The sequence below is a fragment of the Sphingomonas melonis genome, assembly GCF_013409985.1.
In the GTDB taxonomy this organism is placed as follows: Bacteria; Pseudomonadota; Alphaproteobacteria; order Sphingomonadales; family Sphingomonadaceae; genus Sphingomonas; species Sphingomonas melonis_A.
Window position 1 is genome coordinate 854,535 of the sequence record NZ_JACCBY010000002.1, and the last position, 20,759, is coordinate 875,293.

At 66.6% G+C, this 20,759-nt stretch carries 12 protein-coding genes and 2 pseudogenes; 10 read left to right on the plus strand and 4 right to left on the minus strand.

What is annotated here, in order from left to right; genetic code table 11:
- Positions 1-56 precede the first annotated feature (56 nt).
- Complete coding sequence (rplL, locus tag HD841_RS10560) at positions 57-434, plus strand: 50S ribosomal protein L7/L12 (protein WP_179508784.1); 378 nt, start codon at positions 57-59, stop codon at positions 432-434.
- A gap of 159 nt (positions 435-593) precedes the next feature.
- Here the strand turns inward: rplL and HD841_RS10565 are convergent, their stop codons facing one another.
- Positions 594-1,574: a PAS domain-containing protein gene (locus HD841_RS10565; RefSeq protein ID WP_179508785.1), complete on the minus strand. Its 981-nt coding sequence runs from the start codon at positions 1,572-1,574 to the stop codon at positions 594-596.
- A gap of 83 nt (positions 1,575-1,657) precedes the next feature.
- Positions 1,658-2,830: a hypothetical protein gene (locus tag HD841_RS20755; protein ID WP_257015444.1), complete on the minus strand. Its 1,173-nt coding sequence runs from the start codon at positions 2,828-2,830 to the stop codon at positions 1,658-1,660.
- 386 nt (positions 2,831-3,216) lie between these two features.
- Here HD841_RS20755 and rpoB point away from each other — a divergent pair, with 386 nt between their 5' ends.
- The 4 genes from rpoB to HD841_RS10590 all read left to right on the plus strand — a co-directional run bounded on the left by rpoB (position 3,217) and on the right by HD841_RS10590 (position 13,176).
- On the plus strand, positions 3,217-7,371 hold the full coding sequence (gene rpoB / locus HD841_RS10575) for a DNA-directed RNA polymerase subunit beta (RefSeq protein WP_179508786.1): 4,155 nt from the start codon (positions 3,217-3,219) through the stop codon (positions 7,369-7,371).
- Between the two features lie 178 nt (positions 7,372-7,549).
- Positions 7,550-11,839: a DNA-directed RNA polymerase subunit beta' gene (gene rpoC / locus HD841_RS10580; protein ID WP_179508787.1), complete on the plus strand. Its 4,290-nt coding sequence runs from the start codon at positions 7,550-7,552 to the stop codon at positions 11,837-11,839.
- 272 nt (positions 11,840-12,111) lie between these two features.
- Entirely contained in the window at positions 12,112-12,768 is a 657-nt protein-coding gene (locus tag HD841_RS10585) for an outer membrane protein (protein WP_179508788.1), read from the plus strand.
- Positions 12,769-12,987: 219 nt separating this feature from the next.
- Complete coding sequence (locus tag HD841_RS10590; protein ID WP_179508789.1) at positions 12,988-13,176, plus strand: hypothetical protein; 189 nt, start codon at positions 12,988-12,990, stop codon at positions 13,174-13,176.
- Positions 13,177-13,188: 12 nt separating this feature from the next.
- Here the strand turns inward: HD841_RS10590 and HD841_RS10595 are convergent.
- Positions 13,189-13,943, minus strand: a protein-coding gene (locus HD841_RS10595; protein WP_179508790.1) for an IS5 family transposase whose coding sequence is annotated in 2 segments (ribosomal slippage) — positions 13,189-13,614 and positions 13,617-13,943 — 753 coding nt in all. Because the reading frame shifts where the segments join, the coding sequence is not laid out codon by codon here.
- A 448-nt stretch (positions 13,944-14,391) separates the two neighbouring features.
- On the minus strand, positions 14,392-15,168 hold the full coding sequence (locus HD841_RS10600; protein ID WP_179508791.1) for a metallophosphoesterase family protein: 777 nt from the start codon (positions 15,166-15,168) through the stop codon (positions 14,392-14,394).
- A 163-nt stretch (positions 15,169-15,331) separates the two neighbouring features.
- Here HD841_RS10600 and HD841_RS10605 point away from each other — a divergent pair, with 163 nt between their 5' ends.
- The 5 genes and pseudogenes from HD841_RS10605 to HD841_RS10625 form a co-directional block, all read left to right on the plus strand.
- Complete coding sequence (locus HD841_RS10605) at positions 15,332-17,464, plus strand: histidine kinase dimerization/phosphoacceptor domain -containing protein (protein WP_179508792.1); 2,133 nt, start codon at positions 15,332-15,334, stop codon at positions 17,462-17,464.
- 197 nt (positions 17,465-17,661) lie between these two features.
- Positions 17,662-18,747, plus strand: a complete 1,086-nt coding sequence (locus HD841_RS10610; RefSeq protein ID WP_179508793.1) for a GGDEF domain-containing protein — start codon at positions 17,662-17,664, stop codon at positions 18,745-18,747.
- Positions 18,748-18,946: 199 nt separating this feature from the next.
- A pseudogene (locus tag HD841_RS10615) lies at positions 18,947-19,603 on the plus strand (DUF47 domain-containing protein); the annotation flags it as partial.
- A gap of 3 nt (positions 19,604-19,606) precedes the next feature.
- Positions 19,607-20,608 carry an inorganic phosphate transporter gene (locus HD841_RS10620; protein WP_179508795.1) on the plus strand — a complete coding sequence of 334 codons (1,002 nt, stop codon included), beginning with the start codon at positions 19,607-19,609 and terminating at the stop codon, positions 20,606-20,608.
- Positions 20,609-20,679: 71 nt separating this feature from the next.
- Positions 20,680-20,759: pseudogene (locus HD841_RS10625) on the plus strand (IS5-like element IS711 family transposase); the annotation flags it as partial.

A 20,759-nucleotide genomic window follows, 5' to 3' on the forward strand; every position in this document is an offset into this window, starting at 1 on the left:
AAGCGATTTTCAACTGACACTTTGGGGCGATCGCCCCAGCATATGAAGGAAGTATCATGGCAGACCTGAACGCGCTGGTTGACCAGCTGAGCGAACTGACCGTCCTCGAGGCCGCCGAGCTCTCGAAGATGCTCGAAGAGAAGTGGGGCGTTTCGGCCGCCGCTGCGGTTGCGGCTCCGGCCGCCGGCGGCGCCGGTGCAGCTGCTCCGGCCGCTGAAGAGAAGACCGAGTTCGACGTGATCCTCACCGGCGACGGTGGCAAGAAGATCAACGTCATCAAGGAAGTCCGCGCCATCACCGGCCTCGGCCTGACCGAAGCCAAGGCGCTCGTCGAAGGCGCGCCGAAGGCCGTCAAGGAAGGCGTGAACAAGGACGAGGCCGAGAAGGTCAAGAAGCAGCTCGAAGACGCCGGCGCGACCGTCGAGCTCAAGTAAGCCGCACCGGACGGACGGGCAGCGCGCTGCCCCTTCGTCCGCACGGCCGGCCGACCGCAAGGGCTCTGCCCCGACGGTCCGGTCAGCCAGCGACAGGACAAGGGCGGCCCCCGCAAGGAGGCCGCCCTTTTTCGTGCCCGGCACGGACCCGCTGCCGCATCACCCGCGCAGGCGCGCGCGCCGGCCCCCTGCCCCGATTACGCCCGACGGCGCCTCACCGGCGTGCGCCGCCTCGATCGCGGCGTTGATCTTCATCAGATCGGCCTGTGCCGAGAGCGACTTGATCGTGTCGACGACGCCGACGAGCTGCGTCATCATCGCCTGCATCTCGGCGGTCTTGCTTTCGAGCGCCGCCTGGTAGCGCTGCCGTTCGTCGAGCCGCGTCGCGACGGCGCGATCGAGCCGCACCTGCCACGTGACATCGGTCGCGATCCCGACGATCCGCAGCGGCCGGCCCGCGATATCCGCCACCGGGCTGTAGGTCGCCTGCAGCCAGAGATCCTCGCCGGTGCACGTCGTCCAGCAGGACAGGCAGCTGTCGACCTGCCCGCCCGCCATGCGCGACCAGAAGGCCGCATAATCGGGGGACGCCGCATAAGCGGCATCGCAGAAGCTGCGGTGATGCCTTCCGACGACATCCTCCAGCCGGTAGCCGGTCAGCGCGAGGAAACGATCGTTGGCGTGAAGCAGCGTCCCGTCGGGCGCGAATTCGACCACCGCCTGGCTGCGGTCGAGCGCCACCAGCCGCGCGCTGCGCTCGGCATCGCCGCGACGACGGTCGGTAATGTCGGTCGCCACCTTGACGAAGCCGCAGACGTGCCCCTCGTCGTCGGTCAGCGGATCATAGGTCGCATGCAGACGCACCTCGCGCCCATCCTTCGTGATGCGCGTGCATTCCCCCGAAAACGCGCGGCCGCGCTCGAGATCGTGCCACAAGCGCTGGTAGCCGGGCGACGCCTGTTCCTGCGCCGAGCAGAAGGCGCGGTGATGCAGCCCCTGCACGTCCACCACATCATAGCCCATCGTCGCGCAGAAGCGCTCGCTCGCCCAGACGACATGGCCGGCCTGATCGAACTGAACGACATTGGTCGCGCGGCAGACCGCCGCCCAGATCGCGGCGCCGTGACGTTCCGCCCCCATATTCTCTCCCGGCCCCAGATCGGACCAAAGTGGACATGGTGAGCGGCGTTACCCGCTCCTGACCATTATGCAACCCGCGCGGATCATCGTTCTACCGCAGCAGCATAGGGACGGACGCCGAGCGCGTCGTACATGCGGGGCGGCTGATCGAGCCAGAACGGCGCCAGTTTGGCGGAATCGACACGCTCGACGCCGATCGCAAAGGCGGCGGCATTCTGCCCCTCGACTCCGCCGGCATCGTAGAGCGCGTTGATCGCGACGATCGGCACGAACATCGGCCGGCCGGCCGCCTCCAGCGGCCGGATGCTGGTCCGCGGCAGCGCCGCGACGATGCGGACCCGCCGCGTCTCGCCCGGGGCCAGCGCAAACGGCGGCACCGCCGGCCGCCCGACGGACACGGCGAACAGCGCAGCGACATCGCCCTCCTGCCCAGGCCCGGCATCGGTGAGCGTCGTGCCGATGCGGATCGCGCTCGCCGGTGCGGTGCCGAGGTTGCGCACCTCGAGCTCCGCCTCGACGGTCGCGCTGAGCAGGTTGAGGCCGGCGCGGCGGGGGTGCAGCGTAAGGGCCAGCCGCGCGCGGTTCATCGGCGGCTCGGGCGCAAGCATCGCGGGCGCGGGCGCCTGCGGAGCCGCCGGGCGTGGTGTCGGCTGGCGGACCGGCGGGACCGGTGGCGGTGCCATCTCGGGCGCGGGCTCGGGTGCGAATTCGGCGACGCCTGCGCCGCGACGGCGCAACAGCCACCAGCCCGCCGCGGCGGCGATCGCCAGCAGCGCCGCACCCGCCCACCACCAGCCGTTCGACGGCCCGGCAGATGTCGCTGCGGTGTCAGCCGGTACGGTCGAGGGAGACGCAACCGGGCTCGGCGTTGCGGACGGTGTCGGTGACGGCTCGACCGTTGGGGTCGCAACGATCACCGGCGCGGCGGCGGCCGGTGCAGAGGTGGGCGTTGCCGTCGGCGTCGGCGTCGGGCTCGGCGTGGCGCGCGGCGTCGGAGTAGCGCCGGGGCGTGGCGTCGGCCGCGCGGCAGGCGTGGCGGCGACGCGCGGGGTCGGCGTCACCACGGGAACCGGGAGCGGCTCGGGCGGCGGCGTCGGAGCGGGCGTCGGCGCCTGTTGCGACGGCGGCAGGCTGAAATTATCCAGCCCCGGGATGGTCTGCGGCGCGGTCGTGTTCGACGTCTGGGCCACGCCGGGGCCCGCTGCCGCACCCGCCAGCAAAAGGGCGATCGCGCTGAGCCGCGCGCCCCGCTTCATGTTCATGTACCCTGATCTCACCCAAAACGCTTGCGCGCTCCTTAGTGAACGGTTCACGACCGCCACCCGCGCTGCGACGAAGCGCCCCGCCGCGGCGGCAGGGCGAAATCGCCGCCCCATCGAAAGCCGGCCATGCCCCCTTTGACAGGGACGGTGCGCGCGCCTATATCCGCGTCTCACCACAGCTTTCGGGACATGATGCGCCGTCGCGCAGCGCATCGTACGAATAGAGGGTTCTGGTTCATAGACGCTGAAGGCCGACGCACTGCGATGCGATCGGCTTTTTTGCGTCGCACCTCGCGTCCCGCTCCGGGGGTTCCCGGGCACGATATTCCGGCCGACGCCAGTCTTACCGACGGGCCGGCCACGACTGAGGGCATAACACCATGGCCACCAAGGCGATCCAGGGCAGCACCGCCAAGCGGCGCATCCGCAAGATCTTCGGGGACATCCACGAAGTCATCCAGATGCCGAACCTGATCGAGGTTCAGCGCGAGAGCTACGAGCAGTTCCTCCGTTCGGACAAGAGCACCGGCCACGTGTCGGGTCTCGAAAAGACGCTGCGCAGCGTCTTCCCGATCCAGGATTTCGCCGGCACCGCCTATCTCGATTTCGACGATTACGTCCTGGAGCCGCCGAAGTTCGACGTCGAGGAATGCCGCCAGCGTGGCATCACCTATGCTGCGCCGATGCGCGTCACGCTGCGCCTGACCGCGTTCGAGGTCGATCCGGATACAGAGGCCAAGTCGGTCATCGATATCAAGGAGCAGGACGTCTACATGGGCGACATGCCGCTCATGACCGAGAACGGCACCTTCTTCATCAACGGCACCGAGCGCGTCATCGTGTCGCAGATGCACCGGTCGCCGGGCGTGCTGTTCGACCATGACCGCGGTAAGACCCACGCCTCGGGCAAGTATCTCTTCGCCGCGCGCGTTATCCCCTATCGCGGCTCGTGGCTCGACTTCGAGTTCGACGCCAAGGACATCGTCAACGTCCGTATCGACCGCAAGCGCAAGCTGCCGGTGACGGCGCTGCTCTATGCGCTCGGCATGACCAGCGAGGATATCCTCAACCACTTCTACAACCGCGTCACCTATGTGCGCGGCCAGGGCGGCTGGATCATCCCGTTCGCGCCGGAGAACTGGCGTGGCGTCAAGCCGCTGTTCGACATCGTCGACGCGTCGAGCGGCGAAGTCGTGTTCGCCGCACAGCAGAAGATCAGCCCGCGCGCCGCGAACAAGGCGGCCAAGGACGGCCTCACCCAGCTGCTGATCCCGACCGAAGAGATCTTCGGCCGCTATTCGGCCTATGACCTCATCAACGAGCAGACCGGCGAGATCTACGTCGAGGCCGGTGACGAGATCGGTGCCGAGAACCTCGAGAAGCTCGACAAGGCCGGCATCGACACGATCGAGCTGCTCGACATCGACCACGTCTCGACCGGCGCATGGATCCGCAACACGCTCAAGGCCGACAAGGCCGAGGAGCGCGAGCAGGCGCTGAGCGACATCTATCGCGTCATGCGCCCCGGCGAGCCGCCGACGCTCGAGACCGCCGAAGCGCTGTTCGCCGGCCTGTTCTTCGATCCGGACCGCTACGACCTGTCGGCGGTGGGCCGCGTCAAGCTCAACATGCGCCTCGACCTCGACTGCCCGGACACGGTGACGACGCTGCGCACCGAGGATATCCTCGCGGTGGTCAAGACGCTCGTCGACCTGAAGGACGGCAAGGGCGAGATCGACGACATCGACAATCTCGGCAACCGCCGCGTGCGGTCGGTGGGCGAGCTGCTCGAGAACCAGTATCGCGTCGGCCTGCTCCGCATGGAGCGCGCCGTGAAGGAGCGCATGTCGTCGGTCGACGTGTCGACGGTGATGCCGAACGACCTCATCAACGCCAAGCCGGCGGTTGCCGCGGTGCGCGAATTCTTCGGCTCGTCGCAGCTGTCGCAGTTCATGGACCAGACCAACCCGCTGTCCGAAGTGACGCACAAGCGTCGTGTTTCGGCGCTCGGGCCGGGCGGTCTGACGCGTGAGCGCGCCGGCTTCGAGGTCCGCGACGTTCACCCGACACACTATGGCCGCATCTGCCCGATCGAGACGCCGGAAGGCCCGAACATCGGCCTGATCAACAGCCTCGCCTCGTTCAGCCGCGTCAACAAATACGGCTTCATCGAGACGCCGTACCGCAAGATCGTCGACGGCAAGGTCACCGACGACGTGGTCTATCTGTCGGCGATGGAAGAGGCCAAGCACACGATCGCGCAGGCCTCAGCCGAGCTGAAGGACGACGGCAGCTTCGCCGAGGAGCTGGTGTCGGCGCGTCAGGCGGGCGAGTTCCTGATGGCGCTCCCCGAGACGATCACGCTGATGGACGTCAGCCCCAAGCAGCTGGTGTCGGTCGCCGCGTCGCTCATTCCGTTCCTGGAAAACGACGACGCCAACCGCGCGCTGATGGGCTCGAACATGCAGCGTCAGGCCGTGCCGCTGGTGAAGGCGGAAGCGCCGTTCGTCGGCACCGGCATGGAAGAGACCGTGGCGCGCGATTCGGGCGCCGCGATCGCCGCCAAGCGTGCCGGCATCGTCGACCAGGTCGACGCCAGCCGCATCGTCGTGCGCGCCACCGGTGAGGTCGATTCGGCCAAGTCGGGCGTCGACATCTACACGCTGATGAAGTTCCAGCGCTCGAACCAGTCGACCTGCATCAACCAGCGTCCGCTGGTGAAGGTGGGCGATGTGGTCAACGCCGGTGACGTCATTGCCGACGGCCCGTCGACCGAGTTCGGCGAGCTGGCGCTGGGCCGCAATGCGCTCGTCGCGTTCATGCCCTGGAACGGCTACAACTACGAGGATTCGATCCTCATCAGCGAGCGGATCGTGAAGGACGACGTGTTCACGTCGATCCACATCGACGAGTTCGAGGTGATGGCCCGCGACACGAAGCTCGGGCCAGAGGACATCACGCGCGACATCCCCAACGTCGGCGAGGAAGCGCTGCGCAACCTCGACGAGGCGGGCATCGTCTACGTCGGCGCCGAGGTCGAGCCGGGCGACATCCTCGTCGGCAAGATCACGCCGAAGGGCGAAAGCCCGATGACGCCGGAAGAGAAGCTCCTCCGCGCCATCTTCGGCGAGAAGGCGTCCGACGTCCGCGACACCTCGCTGCGTCTGCCGCCGGGCGTTGCCGGCACGATCGTCGACGTCCGCGTCTTCAATCGTCACGGCATCGACAAGGACGAGCGCGCGATGGCGATCGAGCGCGAGGAGATCGAGCGCCTGAAGAAGGACTCGGACGACGAGCGCACCATCCTCAACCGCGCGACCTGGTCGCGTCTGCGCGAGATGCTGCTCGATCAGGTCGCGACGGCGGTGCCGAAGGGCCTGAAGAAGGGCTCGATGATCGACATGGACCTGCTCGACAGCGTCGACCGTCACGAATGGTGGAAGTTCGCCGTTGCCGACGACAAGGTCCAGAGCGATCTGGAAGCCGTCAAGCAGCAGTATGACGAAGCCGCCAAGCGGATCACGGACAAGTTCCACGACCGTCGCGAGAAGCTGGAGCGTGGCGACGAGCTGCCGCCCGGCGTGCTCAAGATGGTCAAGGTCTTCGTCGCGGTGAAGCGCAAGCTGCAGCCGGGCGACAAGATGGCCGGCCGTCACGGCAACAAGGGCGTCATCAGCCGCATCCTGCCGCAGGAGGACATGCCGTTCCTCGCGGACGGGACGCCGGTCGACCTGGTGCTCAACCCGCTGGGCGTGCCGTCGCGCATGAACGTCGGGCAGATCTTCGAAACGCATCTCGGCTGGGCTGCCCGCAATCTGGGCATGCAGGTCGCGACCGCGCTCGAAGATTGGCGCGAGGCCAACCCCGATGCCAAGGCGGGCGAAATGCCCGACGCGGTCCGGTCGCGCCTCGTGGAAGTCTATGGCGATCATTATGCCGAGGACATCCAGAGCCGCGAGCCTGAGGAGATCGTCGAGCTGGTCAAGAACATCCGGACCGGTATCCCGATGGGCACCCCGGTGTTCGACGGCGCGCGCGAGAGCGACGTGTCGGCGATGCTGGAGCTGGCAGGTCTCGATACTTCGGGCCAGTCGGAGCTGTTCGACGGCCGCACCGGCGACAAGTTCGACCGCAAGGTGACCGTGGGCATCATCTACATGCTCAAGCTGCACCATCTCGTCGACGACAAGATCCACGCCCGGTCGATCGGGCCGTACAGCCTCGTCACCCAGCAGCCGCTGGGCGGTAAGGCGCAGTTCGGCGGCCAGCGCTTCGGTGAGATGGAGGTCTGGGCCTTGCAGGCGTACGGTGCCGCCTACACCTTGCAGGAGATGCTGACGGTGAAGTCCGACGACGTCGTCGGCCGCACCAAGGTCTATGAGGCGATCGTCAAGGGCGACGACACGTTCGAGGCCGGCATCCCCGAGAGCTTCAACGTGCTCGTCAAGGAAATGCGCTCGCTGGGTCTCAACGTCGATCTCAAGACGATGCAGGACCAGGTCGACGAGGACGGCATCGCGATCGCCGCGGAGTGACCTCAAGTCCCCTCTCCCCCTGTGGGAGAGGGGCAAGCCGCGGAACGCGGCGCGGGGTGAGGGGCAGTGCGGCACGGCAGCCGCATCGCTTCCCCCTCACCTTCCCACTGCCTTCGGCAGCGGGCCCCTTCCTCTCCCACAAGGGGAGAGGAGACAGAGATTTTAAGAGGACAGGTTCATGAACGAACTGACCAACTTCGCGAACCCGATTGCAAAGCCCGAGACCTTCGACCAGATCCAGATCGGCATCGCCTCGCCCGACAAGATCCGCTCGTGGTCGTTCGGCGAGATCAAGAAGCCCGAAACCATCAACTATCGCACGTTCAAGCCCGAGCGTGACGGCCTGTTCTGCGCGCGCATCTTCGGTCCGATCAAGGATTACGAATGCCTGTGCGGCAAGTACAAGCGCATGAAGTACAAGGGCATCGTCTGCGAGAAGTGCGGCGTCGAGGTCACCGTCTCGAAGGTGCGCCGCGAGCGGATGGGCCATATCGAGCTCGCCGCCCCGGTCGCGCACATCTGGTTCCTCAAGTCGCTGCCGTCGCGCATCGGCCTGCTGCTCGACATGCAGCTCAAGCAGCTCGAGCGCGTGCTGTACTTCGAGGCCTATATCGTCATCGAGCCGGGCCTGACCCCGCTCGAGAAGTTCCAGCTGATGACCGAGGACGAGCTCCTCGAGGCGCAGGACCAATATGGTGAGGACGCGTTCTCGGCCGGCATCGGTGCCGAGGCCGTGCGCATCATGCTCGAAAGCCTCGACCTCGAAGGCGAGAAGGTCGCGCTGCTCGAAGAGCTGGCGACGACCAAGTCGGAGCTGAAGCCCAAGAAGATCATCAAGCGCCTGAAGGTCGTCGAGAGCTTCCTCGAATCGGGCAACCGTCCCGAGTGGATGATCCTCGAAGTCGTGCCGGTCATCCCGCCCGAGTTGCGCCCGCTGGTGCCGCTGGACGGCGGCCGCTTCGCGACCTCCGATCTCAACGACCTCTATCGCCGCGTCATCAACCGCAACAACCGGTTGAAGCGCCTGATGGAGCTGCGTGCGCCGGACATCATCGTCCGCAATGAGAAGCGCATGCTGCAGGAAGCGGTCGACGCGCTGTTCGACAACGGCCGTCGCGGCCGCACCATCACCGGCGCCAACAAGCGTCCGCTCAAGTCGCTGTCCGACATGCTCAAGGGCAAGCAGGGCCGCTTCCGCCAGAACCTTCTCGGCAAGCGCGTCGACTATTCGGGCCGTTCGGTCATCGTGACCGGGCCGGAGCTCAAGCTGCACCAGTGCGGCCTGCCGAAGAAGATGGCGCTCGAGCTGTTCAAGCCGTTCATTTACGCGCGCCTCGACGCCAAGGGCCTGAGCATGACGCTCAAGCAGGCGAAGAAGTGGGTCGAGAAGGAGCGCAAGGAAGTCTGGGACATTCTGGACGAGGTGATCCGCGAGCATCCCGTGATGCTCAACCGCGCACCGACGCTCCACCGTCTCGGCATCCAGGCCTTCGAGCCGGTGCTGATCGAGGGCAAGGCGATCCAGCTTCACCCGCTGGTCTGCTCGGCGTTCAACGCCGACTTCGACGGCGACCAGATGGCCGTCCACGTCCCGCTGAGCCTCGAGGCACAGCTGGAAGCGCGCGTCCTGATGATGTCGACCAACAACATCCTGTCGCCCGCCAACGGCAAGCCGATCATCGTGCCGTCGCAGGACATGGTGCTGGGCCTCTATTATCTGTCGATGATGAAGGAAGGCGAGCCGGGCGAAGGCATGCTGCTCGGCGACATGGCCGAGGTGCATCAGGCGCTTAACGCGGGTGCGGTGACGCTGCACACCAAGATCATCAGCCGCGTTCCGCAGACCGATGAGAACGGCAAGCAGTACCTCAAGCGCTACGAGACGACGCCGGGCCGCATGCTGCTGGGTGAAACCCTGCCGCACAGCCACAAGGTGCCGTTCGAGACCGTCAACCGCCTTCTCACCAAGAAGGACGTCGGCGACGTCATCGACGAGGTCTATCGTCACACCGGCCAGAAGGAGACCGTGCTGTTCGCCGACGCGATCATGGCGCTGGGCTTCCGTCACGCGTTCCGCGCCGGCATCTCGTTCGGCAAGGACGACATGATCATCGCGCCGGACAAGGACAAGCTGGTCGACGAGACGCGCGATCAGGTGAAGGACTTCGAGCAGCAGTATCAGGACGGCCTGATCACGCAGCAGGAGAAGTACAACAAGGTGATCGACGCCTGGAGCCGTTGCGGCGACCAGGTCGCGAACTCGATGATGAACGAGATCAAGGCCGTCCGTCACTATGAGGACGGGCCGATGAAGGGCCGCGAGAAGGACATCAACTCGATCTACATGATGGCCCACTCGGGTGCCCGTGGCTCGCAGGCGCAGATCAAGCAGCTCGCCGGCATGCGCGGCCTGATGGCCAAGCCGTCGGGCGAGATCATCGAGACGCCGATCATCTCGAACTTCAAGGAAGGCCTGACCGTCCTTGAATATTTCAACTCGACCCACGGCGCTCGCAAGGGCCTCGCGGACACCGCGTTGAAGACGGCGAACTCGGGCTACCTGACCCGCCGCCTCGTCGACGTGTCGCAGGATTGCGTCATCGTCGAGGAGGATTGCGGCACCGAGCGCGCGCTGGAGATGAAGGCGATCGTGCAGGGCGGTTCGACGATCGCCTCGCTCGGCGAGCGCATCCTCGGCCGCACGACGGCGGAGGACGTGGTCGACGCCAAGACCGGCGAGGTCATCATCCCGACGGGCACGCTGCTCGACGAGGCGATGATCACGCAGATCGAGAAGATCGGCATCCAGGGGATGAAGATCCGCTCGCCGCTGGTCTGCGAGAGCAAGATCGGCGTCTGCGGCAAGTGCTACGGGCGCGACCTCGCCCGCGGTACGCCGGTCAACATCGGCGAAGCGGTCGGCGTCATCGCCGCCCAGTCGATCGGTGAGCCGGGCACGCAGCTGACGATGCGGACGTTCCACATCGGCGGCGCGGCGCAGCTCAACGAGCAGTCGAACCTGGAGGCACCGGTCGACGGTACCGCCCAGTTCCGCGACCTGCGCCTCATCGTCGACCAGCGTGGTCGCCGCGTGACGCTGTCGCGTTCGGGCGAGATCGCGATCCTCGACATGGACGGCCGCGAGCTGTCGACGCACCGTATCCCCTACGGCGCCTATGTGATGTTCGACGACGGCCACATGCTGTCGAAGGGCGATCGCATGGCGGAGTGGGATCCGTTCACCATGCCGGTGATCACCGAGAATTCGGGCATCGTGAAGTACGTCGACCTGATCGAGGGCAAGACGCTCACCGAGCAGACCGACGAAGCGACGGGTATCGCCCAGCGCGTCGTCATCGAATATCGCACCTCGACCAAGTCGAAGGAGGATCTGCGTCCGCGCCTGACCCTCACGACCTCGGAAGACGGCGAAGCGGCGCGCTACATGCTGACCACCGGCGCGGTGCTCTCGGTCGACGACAATGCCCAGGTGCAGGCCGGCGACGTGCTCGCCCGTGTCAGCCGCGAGTCCGCCAAGACCCGCGACATCACCGGCGGTCTGCCGCGCGTCGCCGAACTGTTCGAGGCGCGCATCCCCAAGGAAGCGGCGATCATCGCCAAGGTTTCCGGCCGGGTCGTGTTCGGCAAGGACTATAAGGCGAAGCGCAAGATCGGCATCCAGCCCGAGGATGGCGGCGACGTCGTCGAGTATCTGGTGCCGAAGTCGAAGGTGATCGACGTTCAGGAAGGCGACTACGTCAAGCGTGGCGACAATCTGATCGGCGGTTCGCCCAACCCGCACGACATTCTGGAGACGATGGGGATCGAGCCGCTGGCCGAATATCTCGTCAGCGAAATCCAGGAAGTCTATCGACTGCAGGGCGTGAAGATCAACGACAAGCACATCGAGACGATCGTTCGTCAGATGCTGCAGAAGGTCGAGATCACCGACGGCGGCGACACGACGCTGCTGAAGGGCGAGCAGGTCGATCGCGAGGAAATGGACGCGACCAACGAGAAGCTGGAGAAGAACCAGCAGCCGGCACAGGGCAAGCCGGTCCTGCTCGGCATCACCAAGGCGTCGCTGCAGACCCGCAGCTTCATCTCGGCGGCGTCGTTCCAGGAGACCACCCGCGTCCTCACCGAGGCGGCGGTCCAGGGCAAGCAGGACACGCTGATGGGCCTCAAGGAGAACGTCATCGTCGGCCGCCTGATCCCGGCGGGTACCGGTGCGGGCATGAACCGCCTGCGGGTCGCGGCATCGTCGCGCGATGCGGCGTTGCGGGTCCAGCAGCGGGCGATGGCGGCGGCGATCGTCGCTCCGGCCTCGGCTGCCGAGCTCCGCGCCGCCGAGGCGCTGCGCTCGAAGCGGGAGGACGTCGGCACGGGTCCCGACCCGCTCGCCGAGGTCGTCCCCTCGGGCGACGGCAGCGACGAGGCTGCGGGCGAGTATCTGAACCAGGAGTGATCCGGGTTCGGGCTCCGGCCTGACTGAATGAAGAGCCGCCGTCCGGGCAACCGGGCGGCGGTTTTTCGTTGGGGCGCGATGCCCGTCCATTCCGCCGCGCATGTCGAGGCGACGACGCGTGCCGGGAGACCGCCCGCCCGCCAGTGACCCGGCGGATTGCGCAAAAGCCGCACTATGTCTCTGTTTTGCCGCACTGTTTTAGCGGGTTGGTAAGAGGCGCCCGCCTATCGCGCGATACCCGGCGATCGATGGCCGGGCGTTCGGGAGTCATCATGAAAATCCACCTCGCCTGCGGCCTGCTGGCCGTCCTCGCCACGCCAGCCGCTGCGCAGAGCGACCGTATCGCGCCGAGCGGCCCGCGCGTCGAGGCCCGCGTCGGCTGGGATCGCACCGTCCTGTCGACCTATGCCTCGGACGACACCGTCACGTACAAGGATCACGCCGGGCGCAGCGGCGTCACCTATGGCGCGGAGGTCGGCTATGATGTGCCGCTCGGTCCGTTTGCGATCGTCGGCGCCTATGCCGGTATCGACGGCAGCTCCACGAAGTCCTGCCTGACCGACGAGCGGCTGGGTGGCGTCTCGCGCGACTGCGTGAAGGCGGGGCGCAATCTCACCGCCGGTGCGCGCGTCGGCTATCTGTTCGGACCCACCGGTCTGCTCTACGGCAAGGTCGGCTATTCCAATGGTCGCGTCGAGGAGCGCTATACCGACAGCCAGTTTCCGGAAGACAATTACCGCGACGGCACCAATCGCGACGGCTTCCATCTTGGCGGCGGCGTCGAAATCGGCCGGGCAAAAGGCGTGTATGGCAAGGTCGAATACGTCTACACCAACTATAATGGGTATGAGTTCGTCGATCGCACCACGACGGCAAAGCTCGACCTTGATCGACATCAGGTTGTGGCCGGGATGGGCTATCGCTTCTGAATGTTGAACCGGCGGCATTTCGGTGCCGTCGGCTTGCTATTGCGAGGCGTGTCGGCGGCCGGTTTGCCGAACGCAGGACAGTCGTAACAAACGCAACAACTCATTTTCCGCGAGACAATAAAAACTAGCACCAGTCTGGTCATGTTTTTCATTATATCGTATATGATTATTGGAGCGGTGCTGATTACCCGCCGCGGATCACGGATACGGTAGCCTGATATGTCGTCACAGTCGCAGCCCCTCGAAACGCTAGAAGCCCTGCTGAGCCAGGCCTGCCAGATCGCCGATGCCCTCGGCCTCGATCTTGCCGCCATCCGCATTGAGGAGGCGCTGCTCGCCGCCCGCGATCCCAGCGGCAACAACCCGCTGTGGCAGGATTCCTGGGGCACGATGAGCGTCCTCAACTAGGGAGTGGACTCGTTATGCATTGATCCAGATGCGGACGGACGCGAGCTTGATGGCCGCGAGGAAGTTGTCCGGCCTTCGGTCGTAGCGGGTTGCAAGGCCACGCATCTGTTTGAGGCGGTTGAAGAAGCGCTCGACGCGGTTGCGTTGACGATAGAGCCGACGGCTGAAGGCGAAGGTGGCCTTGCGCGTCGAGCGCGGCGGGATGTTGGCCCGGGCACCTCGCGTGGCCACGAAGGCTCGGATGCCGTCGGTGTCGTAGGCCTTGTCGGCGATGACCGTCGCACCGGGCGTGACGGTCTCGAGCAGCTTGGCCGCCATGGGGGCGTCGCCGGCTTGCCCGGCGGTGAGTTCAAGGCGCACGGGCCGCCCTCCGGCATCGACCAGGGCGTGGATCTTGGTCGTCAGGCCGCCTCTCGAACGTCCCATGCAAGGATCGGCAGATCCCCCTTTTTGCCCGCAGCCCCATGCTGATGGACGCGGACGCAGGAACTGTCGATCATCACGATGTCGCCGTCATAGGCGCGGCTCACGGCCTCCAGCAACCGATCCCAGACACCGGCGGCGCGCCAGCGCGTGAAGCGATTGTAGAGCGTGGTGCGCGGGCCGTAGCGCTCAGGGATATCCCGCCAGGACGAGCCGGTCCGGAACCGCCAGAGGATGCCGTTGATCACCCGGCGGTCGTCCACGCGCGGCACGCCGCGGCTGTTGCGCGGCAACAGCGGCTCGATCACCGACCATTCGTGATCCGTCAGTTCATGGCGACGCATACCAACCTCCCTCGAAGGAGATTGAATCAGATAAGCCCCAAGCCGTGAACCCCGTTATGGGGACACCGCCTAGGCGGATCGACGTTCACGCTTCGCCGCGCCACCTCCCCCTGGCGGGCAGGGCGGTTGTATGTGGCTGGCATGGTGAGGTTCGATCGGTTTCCTCCTCATAGCCGTCACCCCGGACATGTTCTGGGGTCCACCCAGCCGCACGAGAATGGTGTCGGATCAGGCCGCTCTCCCCGCCGCGGAGTGGACCCCGGAACGAGTCCGGGGTGACGGGGTGGGGTTGGAAGGCGACTGGCTCGAACACACCTTAATATGCGACAGCCCCTTTCCACGGGAAGGAGTTGGGCGGACTGTCGATCCGGTTTAGGCTGTCATTCCCGCCGGGACGACCGCATCCGCGCCGGCTGTCTTTCGCCTCGACCGGCCGCGCGGCGCGCGCTCATGCCGCCGCGAGCGGGGCCGCGGTTCCGGCGGTGGCGGTGTCGCCCGTCATCGTCCGCGCGATCGCTTCGAAGCCGCCATTGCGGATGCGAATCTCGTTGAAGGCGGGCGGTGAGTTGCGGACGCGCTTCGACAGCGTGCCCGCGCCGATCATGCGGATCGTCCGGCCGGCGCGCTCAACCGGCACGTCGAAGGGGTCGTGGACGTGGCCCGACATCACCGCATGTGCCCCCGCCTCGGCGAGCGCGGTCAGCGCGCTGTCGCCATGCCGGGTGCTTGCCGTGCCCTTGGTCCCGCCTTCGATCAGCGGATGGTGCGCGGCGACGAAGATCAACCGGTCCTTCGGCGCCTCGGCGATCATCGCCAGTGCGCGGCGCAGCGACCCGGCGCTCACCCGTCCCTTCGACCAGTTCCAGCGCCATTGCGCGCGCGCCGTCGTCTTGAGCGGCACGATCGTAACGCCGGGCAGATCGAGTTCGCGCTCGATCATCTTCTCGACCGCGGCATAGCGCTGATAGGGCGAGAAGAGCCGGCGGAACGGGTCCCAATAATAGGGGATGTCGTGGTTGCCGACCTCCAGCGTCACCGGCACGCCCAGGCTGCGCAGCCAGTCGCCGCCGCGCTGGAATTCGCCGCGGGTCGCGCGCATGGTGAGATCACCGGTCATGATCACCGCATCGGGTTTCTCCGCAGCGACGCGCTCGCTGAACCAGGCGATGGCGTTGGGGTCCTCTGCCCCGAAGTGGACGTCGCTGACGTGAAACAGTCTGATCATGGTGCCCGAACGCTGCTATCGCCCGAAAGCTGCTACCGGAGTCGTATCGTTTTGGGCAAGCGCGACGCGCGCGCGGCTATCATATTGATTTGTATCAACACAGGTTAATTTGTAATACGGCATGCGTCGGGTCATGTTGAGCTGACTAGTTGCAACGGTGACAATGGCGATCCCCCTCGAAACCGACCCGACCTTAGACCTCACGGCATGTGATCGCGAGCCGATCCACATTCCCGGTGCCATCCAGCCACACGGCCTGTTGCTCGTCGCCGAAATCGGTGGCGAGCATAACGTGCTGGCCGGTGCCGGCGCGATCGAGACCCGCCTCGCCGCGCGATGGCAGGGCCTGCCGCTCGCCGCCCTGCTCGGGCAGGATATCAGCCCCCTGCTCCACCATCTGCCCGGCGGTCTCGATGCGGCCAACCAGTTGCCCGTGCAGGGGATCGAGGAGCGGTTCGTCGCGACGCTGCATCGTGCCGGTCCGCACCTGCTCGTCGAGCTCGAACCGGTCGCGAGCGACCCGATCTCGGTCGCGACGACGCTCGGCTGGCTCGACGCGGTCGCCGGCAGCTTCGAGCGTGCCGCCGACCTCCAGACGCTCTACGATCGCGCCGCCAGCGCCTTCCGGCGACTGACCGGGTTCGACCGGGTCATGATCTACCGTTTCCTCGACGACGACGCCGGCCAGGTGGTGGCGGAGGATCGCGATCCCGCGCTCGACACCTTCCGCAACCATCGCTTTCCGGCATCGGATATCCCGCGCCAGGCGCGCGCGCTCTACGTGCGGAACCGCACCCGCGCGATCCCGACGATCGACTATGATCCGGCGCCGTTGCGCCCGTCGGCCTTCATGCAGGTCGATCTCAGCGACATCGCGGTGCGCCACGTGTCGCCGATCCATCTCCAGTACCTGCGCAACATGGGGGTGGAGGCGTCCGCGTCGATCTCGATCGTCAAGGACGGCCTGCTCTGGGGCCTCGTCGCCTGCCATCACAACAGCCCGCGCCAGCTGCCGCCGGACGTGCGCAGCACCGCCGCCACGCTGGCCAGCGGCCTCGCCCGCCAGATCCGCGCCAAGGAAGAGGCCGCCGCCTACCGGGAGCGGCTGGCGCTGCGCGCTGCCGAGGACCAAGTCGTCCCCCGCCTCAACAGCGAGGAGCCGCTGCGCGAAGCCATCATCGCGGTGAAGGACGAGCTGCGTGCCATGCTGCATGCCGACGGCTTCGCGATGGTCGCCGGCGATCAGGTCGAACGCTCCGGGCGCTGTCCCGATGACGAGGTGCTGATCGGCATCGCGCGCTGCGTGCGCGAACGCGGCGGGGAGCCGCTCGCCACGCACGAACTCGGCGCGCTCATGCCGATGGCGCGTGCGCACGAGAAGACGATGAGCGGCCTGCTCGCGGTGCCGCTGCACGACGAAGATGCGATCCTGCTGTGGTTGCGCGCCGAAACGGTCGAGACGATCGAATGGGCCGGCAACCCGCACAAGTCGGTCGCGCTGGCGCCGGGCAAGATGCTGACGCCGCGGACCTCGTTCGCCAGCTATTCGGAAACGGTCCGCGGCCGCTCGCAGCGCTGGACGCTCGAACAGGTCGAGGCGGGGCATCGCCTGCGCCGCCGCTTCCACGAGGCGCGCCAGCATTTGCAGGTCCGCATCCTCAACCGCGAATTCCATCGTGCGCTGGCCGAGAAGGATGCGCTGCTCGCGCAGAAGGACGTCCTGATGAAGGAGGTCAACCATCGCGTGCAGAACAGCCTGCAGCTGGTCGCCTCCTTCCTCCGCCTCCAGGCGAAGACCGCCAACAGCTCGGTCGTCGCCGACCATCTCGCCGAGGCGCAGGCGCGGCTCGCCGCGGTCGCACTGGTGCACCGCCGGCTGTATCGCGACGATCAGGTCGAGAGCGTCGACCTCGCCCGCTATGTCGACGAGCTGGTCGCCGACATGCGCACCTCGCTGGGCGCGGATTGGGGGCGGCATATCAAGCTCGATCTCGCCCCCGTACTGGTGCCGACCGATCGCGCGGTGAACATCGGCCTGATCCTGACCGAACTGGTCATCAACGCCACCAAATATGCCTATGGCGGCGCCGCCGGGCCGATCGCGATCGCGCTGGAGCAGCATGGCGGCAAGTTGCGGCTGATCGTCGCGGACGATGGCCGCGGCAAGGGCGACGGAGAAGGCTTCGGCAGCCGGATGATGGACGCGATGGTCCAGCGCCTGTCGGGCGATCTTGCATTCAGCGACAACCAGCCCGGCCTGCGCGCGATCATGACCGCGCCGATCGAGGACGTGTGACCCGTCGCCCGGATCGTTATTCGACTGTAATGAACGGATTCTAAGGAAAGCTTCGCCGGCATTTGCTAGGTGGTTGGTGACATCGTGCGCCGCGGATCACCTCGAATGACTTTTACTTGTTTTTACAAATCGATACGACTGAGCGGCGGCCGCCGGTGGCGGTGACCGCCGGCCGCGACTCGCGACGGGCGCGTTGGATGGCCTGGCTGACGGGCAGCGCCACTGCACCGGCCGCCGCCGCAACCACCGCCACGCCTCCCGTTGCCGAGCCCGTCGTGGTGACCGCACGGCGCGCGGCGGCGCGCGAGACGTTCGCGCGGATCGGCGCGTTCCTCGATTTGCACGACCTCGCGCCGACGGTGGACAATTTCCATATCGCTCGCTGCTACATCCTTGGTGAGGACATCGCGCTGACCCGCGCGGTCGACGATCATATCCGCGATCACGGCCGGCTCGACGCGGCGTTTCTCGCCACGCCGGCGGTGCGCGACCTGCTCGGGCCGCTGCATCACGATCGTGTCGCGGAACTGGCCGACGCCCTCGCCGCGCGGCTGGCGGAATCGGAGACGACCTTCCGCCAGGGGCACGAGGCTGCGTCCGATTACGAGAGCGCGCTCACCGCCGAAGCCGCCGCCGCCCATGGCCGGGCGCCAGCCGATGCCGACGGCACGATCAAGCGCCTCCTCGTGCTCACCACCGGCGCGATCGCGCGCACGAAGCAGCTCGCCGATCAACTGCGCGAGACGCACCGCGAGACCAACCGCCTGCGCCGCAACCTGCAGGAGGCGCGCCGCGCAGCGGATGAGGATCATCTCACCGGCCTGCCCAACCGGCGCTGCTACGACCGCCGGCTGATCGCCCTGGTCGCGGCGCGCTCCGATGCGAGCGTCCATTGCGTCGCATTGTGCGACGTCGACGATTTCAAGGTCATCAACGATCGCCACGGCCATGAGACCGGCGACCGGGTCCTCCGGCTGGTCGCGCGCAAGCTCACCACCGGGCTTGGCGCGAAGGTGCTGGTCGCGCGCCACGGCGGCGAGGAATTCGCCTGCCTGTTCGAGGATTGCCAGCCCGACCGCGCCTTCGCCGCGCTCGATCGGGTGCGCGGCAGCGTCAGCGCGCGCAGCCTCGTCAACCAGGCCTCGGGCGACGGCATCGGCCGCCTTACCTTCTCCGCCGGCATCGCCATCCTGGGCGACGATCATGCCGCGACGATGCGCGCCGCCGACGCCGCCCTCTATCGCGCCAAGCGCGCCGGCAAGAACCGCATCGTCATCGCATGATCCCCGCAGCATCGACCGGGCATCCGTGTCGCCTTTTGCGCGCGCCATGCTAAGATAGCGTCATGCACCGCCCGATCTCCCGTCGTCCGTCTGGAGCAGGCTCGTATCGCGGACGCGCATGGCCGTCCCCCGATGGTGCATCCCCCAGTTTCGGCTTGCGTGGCGGGGCGTCCCGCCCCATGCGCCCCGCGCCATCTTTGAAAGGTCTCTTATGGTAGCCTGGTTCCAGGCGCTGTTGCCGAAGCAAGGTCGTTTCTTCGAACAGTTCGAGGCGCACGCCGCCACGCTGGTCGCCGGGGCCGACGCCTTGCAGAAGCTGTTCAGCGGCGACGGTGCGATCGCGGTGCATATCGCGGAGATCGTCGACCGCGAGCATGAGGCGGACGACATCACCCGCAACGTCCTGCAGGACGTGCGCCGCGTCTTCGTTACCCCGTTCGACCGGTCGGCGATCACCGACCTGATCGGCGTGATGGACGATTCGATCGACCAGATGAACCAGACCGCGACCACCATCGCGCTCTACGAGGTCACCCAGTTCGCGCCCGACATGCGCGCGATGGTCGATCTGGTCGTCGAGGCGGCGCGCGTCACCGCCGAGGCGATCCCGCTGCTGCGCAAGCTCGACGCCAATGCCGGCCGGCTCCACGACCTCACGGCGCGGCTGGTGCAGCTCGAGGGGCAGGTCGACGACCATCATGCCAAGGGGCTGCACACCCTGTTCAAATCCTGCGGCAACGATCAACCGATGCGGTTCATCGTCGAGCGCGAGATCTACAGCCATCTGGAACGCATCGCGGACCGGTTCGAGGACATCGCCAACGAGATCCAGGGTCTCGTCATCGATCACGCCTAGGCCATGACGATATCCTTCACGCTGCTGGTCGCGCTGATCGGCGTGGCCTTGCTGTTCGACTTCCTGAACGGCCTGCACGACGCCGCCAATTCGATCGCGACGGTGGTGTCGACGCGCGTGCTCAAGCCGCATCATGCGGTGATCTGGGCTGCCTTCTTCAACTTCATCGCCTTTGCCGTCTTCGACCATAATGTCGCGCAGACCGTCGGCAAGGGCATCGTAAGCGCCACGATCATCGATCCGCAGGTGATCTTCGGCGCGCTGATGGGCGCGATCGTCTGGAACGTCATCACCTGGCGCTACGGCATCCCGTCCAGCTCCAGCCATGCGCTGATCGGCGGCCTGCTGGGTGCAGGGATCAGCAAGGCCGGGTTCGACGGCGTCGTCTGGTGGGGCGTCGGCAAGACCGTCGGCGCGATCTTCCTGTCGCCGACGATCGGCATGATCCTCGCCCTCGTGCTCGTGCTGGTCGTCGCCTGGAGCTCGATCCGGCTGACCCCGATGGGCGTCGACAAGCGCTACCGCAAGCTCCAGCTCGTCTCCGCCGCGCTCTACAGCCTCGGCCATGGCGCCAACGACGCGCAGAAGACGATGGGGATCATCACCGTCCTGCTCTATTCGCAGGGTCTGCTCCAGGGCGGCTTCCACGTCCCCTTCTGGGTGGTGCTGTCCTGCCAGGCGGCGATGGCGCTGGGCACGATGTCCGGCGGCTGGAAGATCGTCCACACGATGGGGTCGAAGATCACCCGCCTCACCCCCGCGCAGGGCTTTTGCGCGGAGACCGGCGGCGCAATCACGCTGTTCATGGCGACGGTCGGCGGCATTCCGGTGTCGTCGACGCACACGATCACCGGCGCGATCGTCGGCGTCGGATCGGCGCGGCGCCTGTCGGCGGTGCGCTGGAACGTCGCCAGCCGCATCGTCGTCGCTTGGATCGTCACCCTCCCCGCCGCCGGCCTGATCGGCGCCGCCTTCTACGAGGTCGCCGCGCTGCTCTCGCGCTAGGCGCTGTCTGCATTCATAGGATTCCGTTTGAGTTGAAGATCTGATTCAAGGCTGGGCAAGGGAGCCAGGCTTTGAGCAGACGAACATTGACGGACGAGCAGTGGGAGCGGATCGAAGGGCATCTGCCCGGCCGGGTGGGGACGCCTGGGCG

Excerpts from the sequence above, each read along its gene's own strand:
- rplL (WP_179508784.1), top strand. The coding sequence starts at position 57 with ATGGCAGACCTGAACGCGCTGGTTGACCAGCTGAGCGAACTGACCGTC.
- HD841_RS10565 (WP_179508785.1), bottom strand. The coding sequence starts at position 1,574 with ATGGGGGCGGAACGTCACGGCGCCGCGATCTGGGCGGCGGTCTGCCGC.
- HD841_RS20755 (WP_257015444.1), bottom strand. The coding sequence starts at position 2,830 with ATGAAGCGGGGCGCGCGGCTCAGCGCGATCGCCCTTTTGCTGGCGGGT.
- rpoB (WP_179508786.1), top strand. The coding sequence starts at position 3,217 with ATGGCCACCAAGGCGATCCAGGGCAGCACCGCCAAGCGGCGCATCCGC.
- rpoC (WP_179508787.1), top strand. The coding sequence starts at position 7,550 with ATGAACGAACTGACCAACTTCGCGAACCCGATTGCAAAGCCCGAGACC.
- HD841_RS10585 (WP_179508788.1), top strand. The coding sequence starts at position 12,112 with ATGAAAATCCACCTCGCCTGCGGCCTGCTGGCCGTCCTCGCCACGCCA.
- HD841_RS10590 (WP_179508789.1), top strand. The coding sequence starts at position 12,988 with ATGTCGTCACAGTCGCAGCCCCTCGAAACGCTAGAAGCCCTGCTGAGC.
- HD841_RS10600 (WP_179508791.1), bottom strand. The coding sequence starts at position 15,168 with ATGATCAGACTGTTTCACGTCAGCGACGTCCACTTCGGGGCAGAGGAC.
- HD841_RS10605 (WP_179508792.1), top strand. The coding sequence starts at position 15,332 with ATGGCGATCCCCCTCGAAACCGACCCGACCTTAGACCTCACGGCATGT.
- HD841_RS10610 (WP_179508793.1), top strand. The coding sequence starts at position 17,662 with ATGGCCTGGCTGACGGGCAGCGCCACTGCACCGGCCGCCGCCGCAACC.
- HD841_RS10620 (WP_179508795.1), top strand. The coding sequence starts at position 19,607 with ATGACGATATCCTTCACGCTGCTGGTCGCGCTGATCGGCGTGGCCTTG.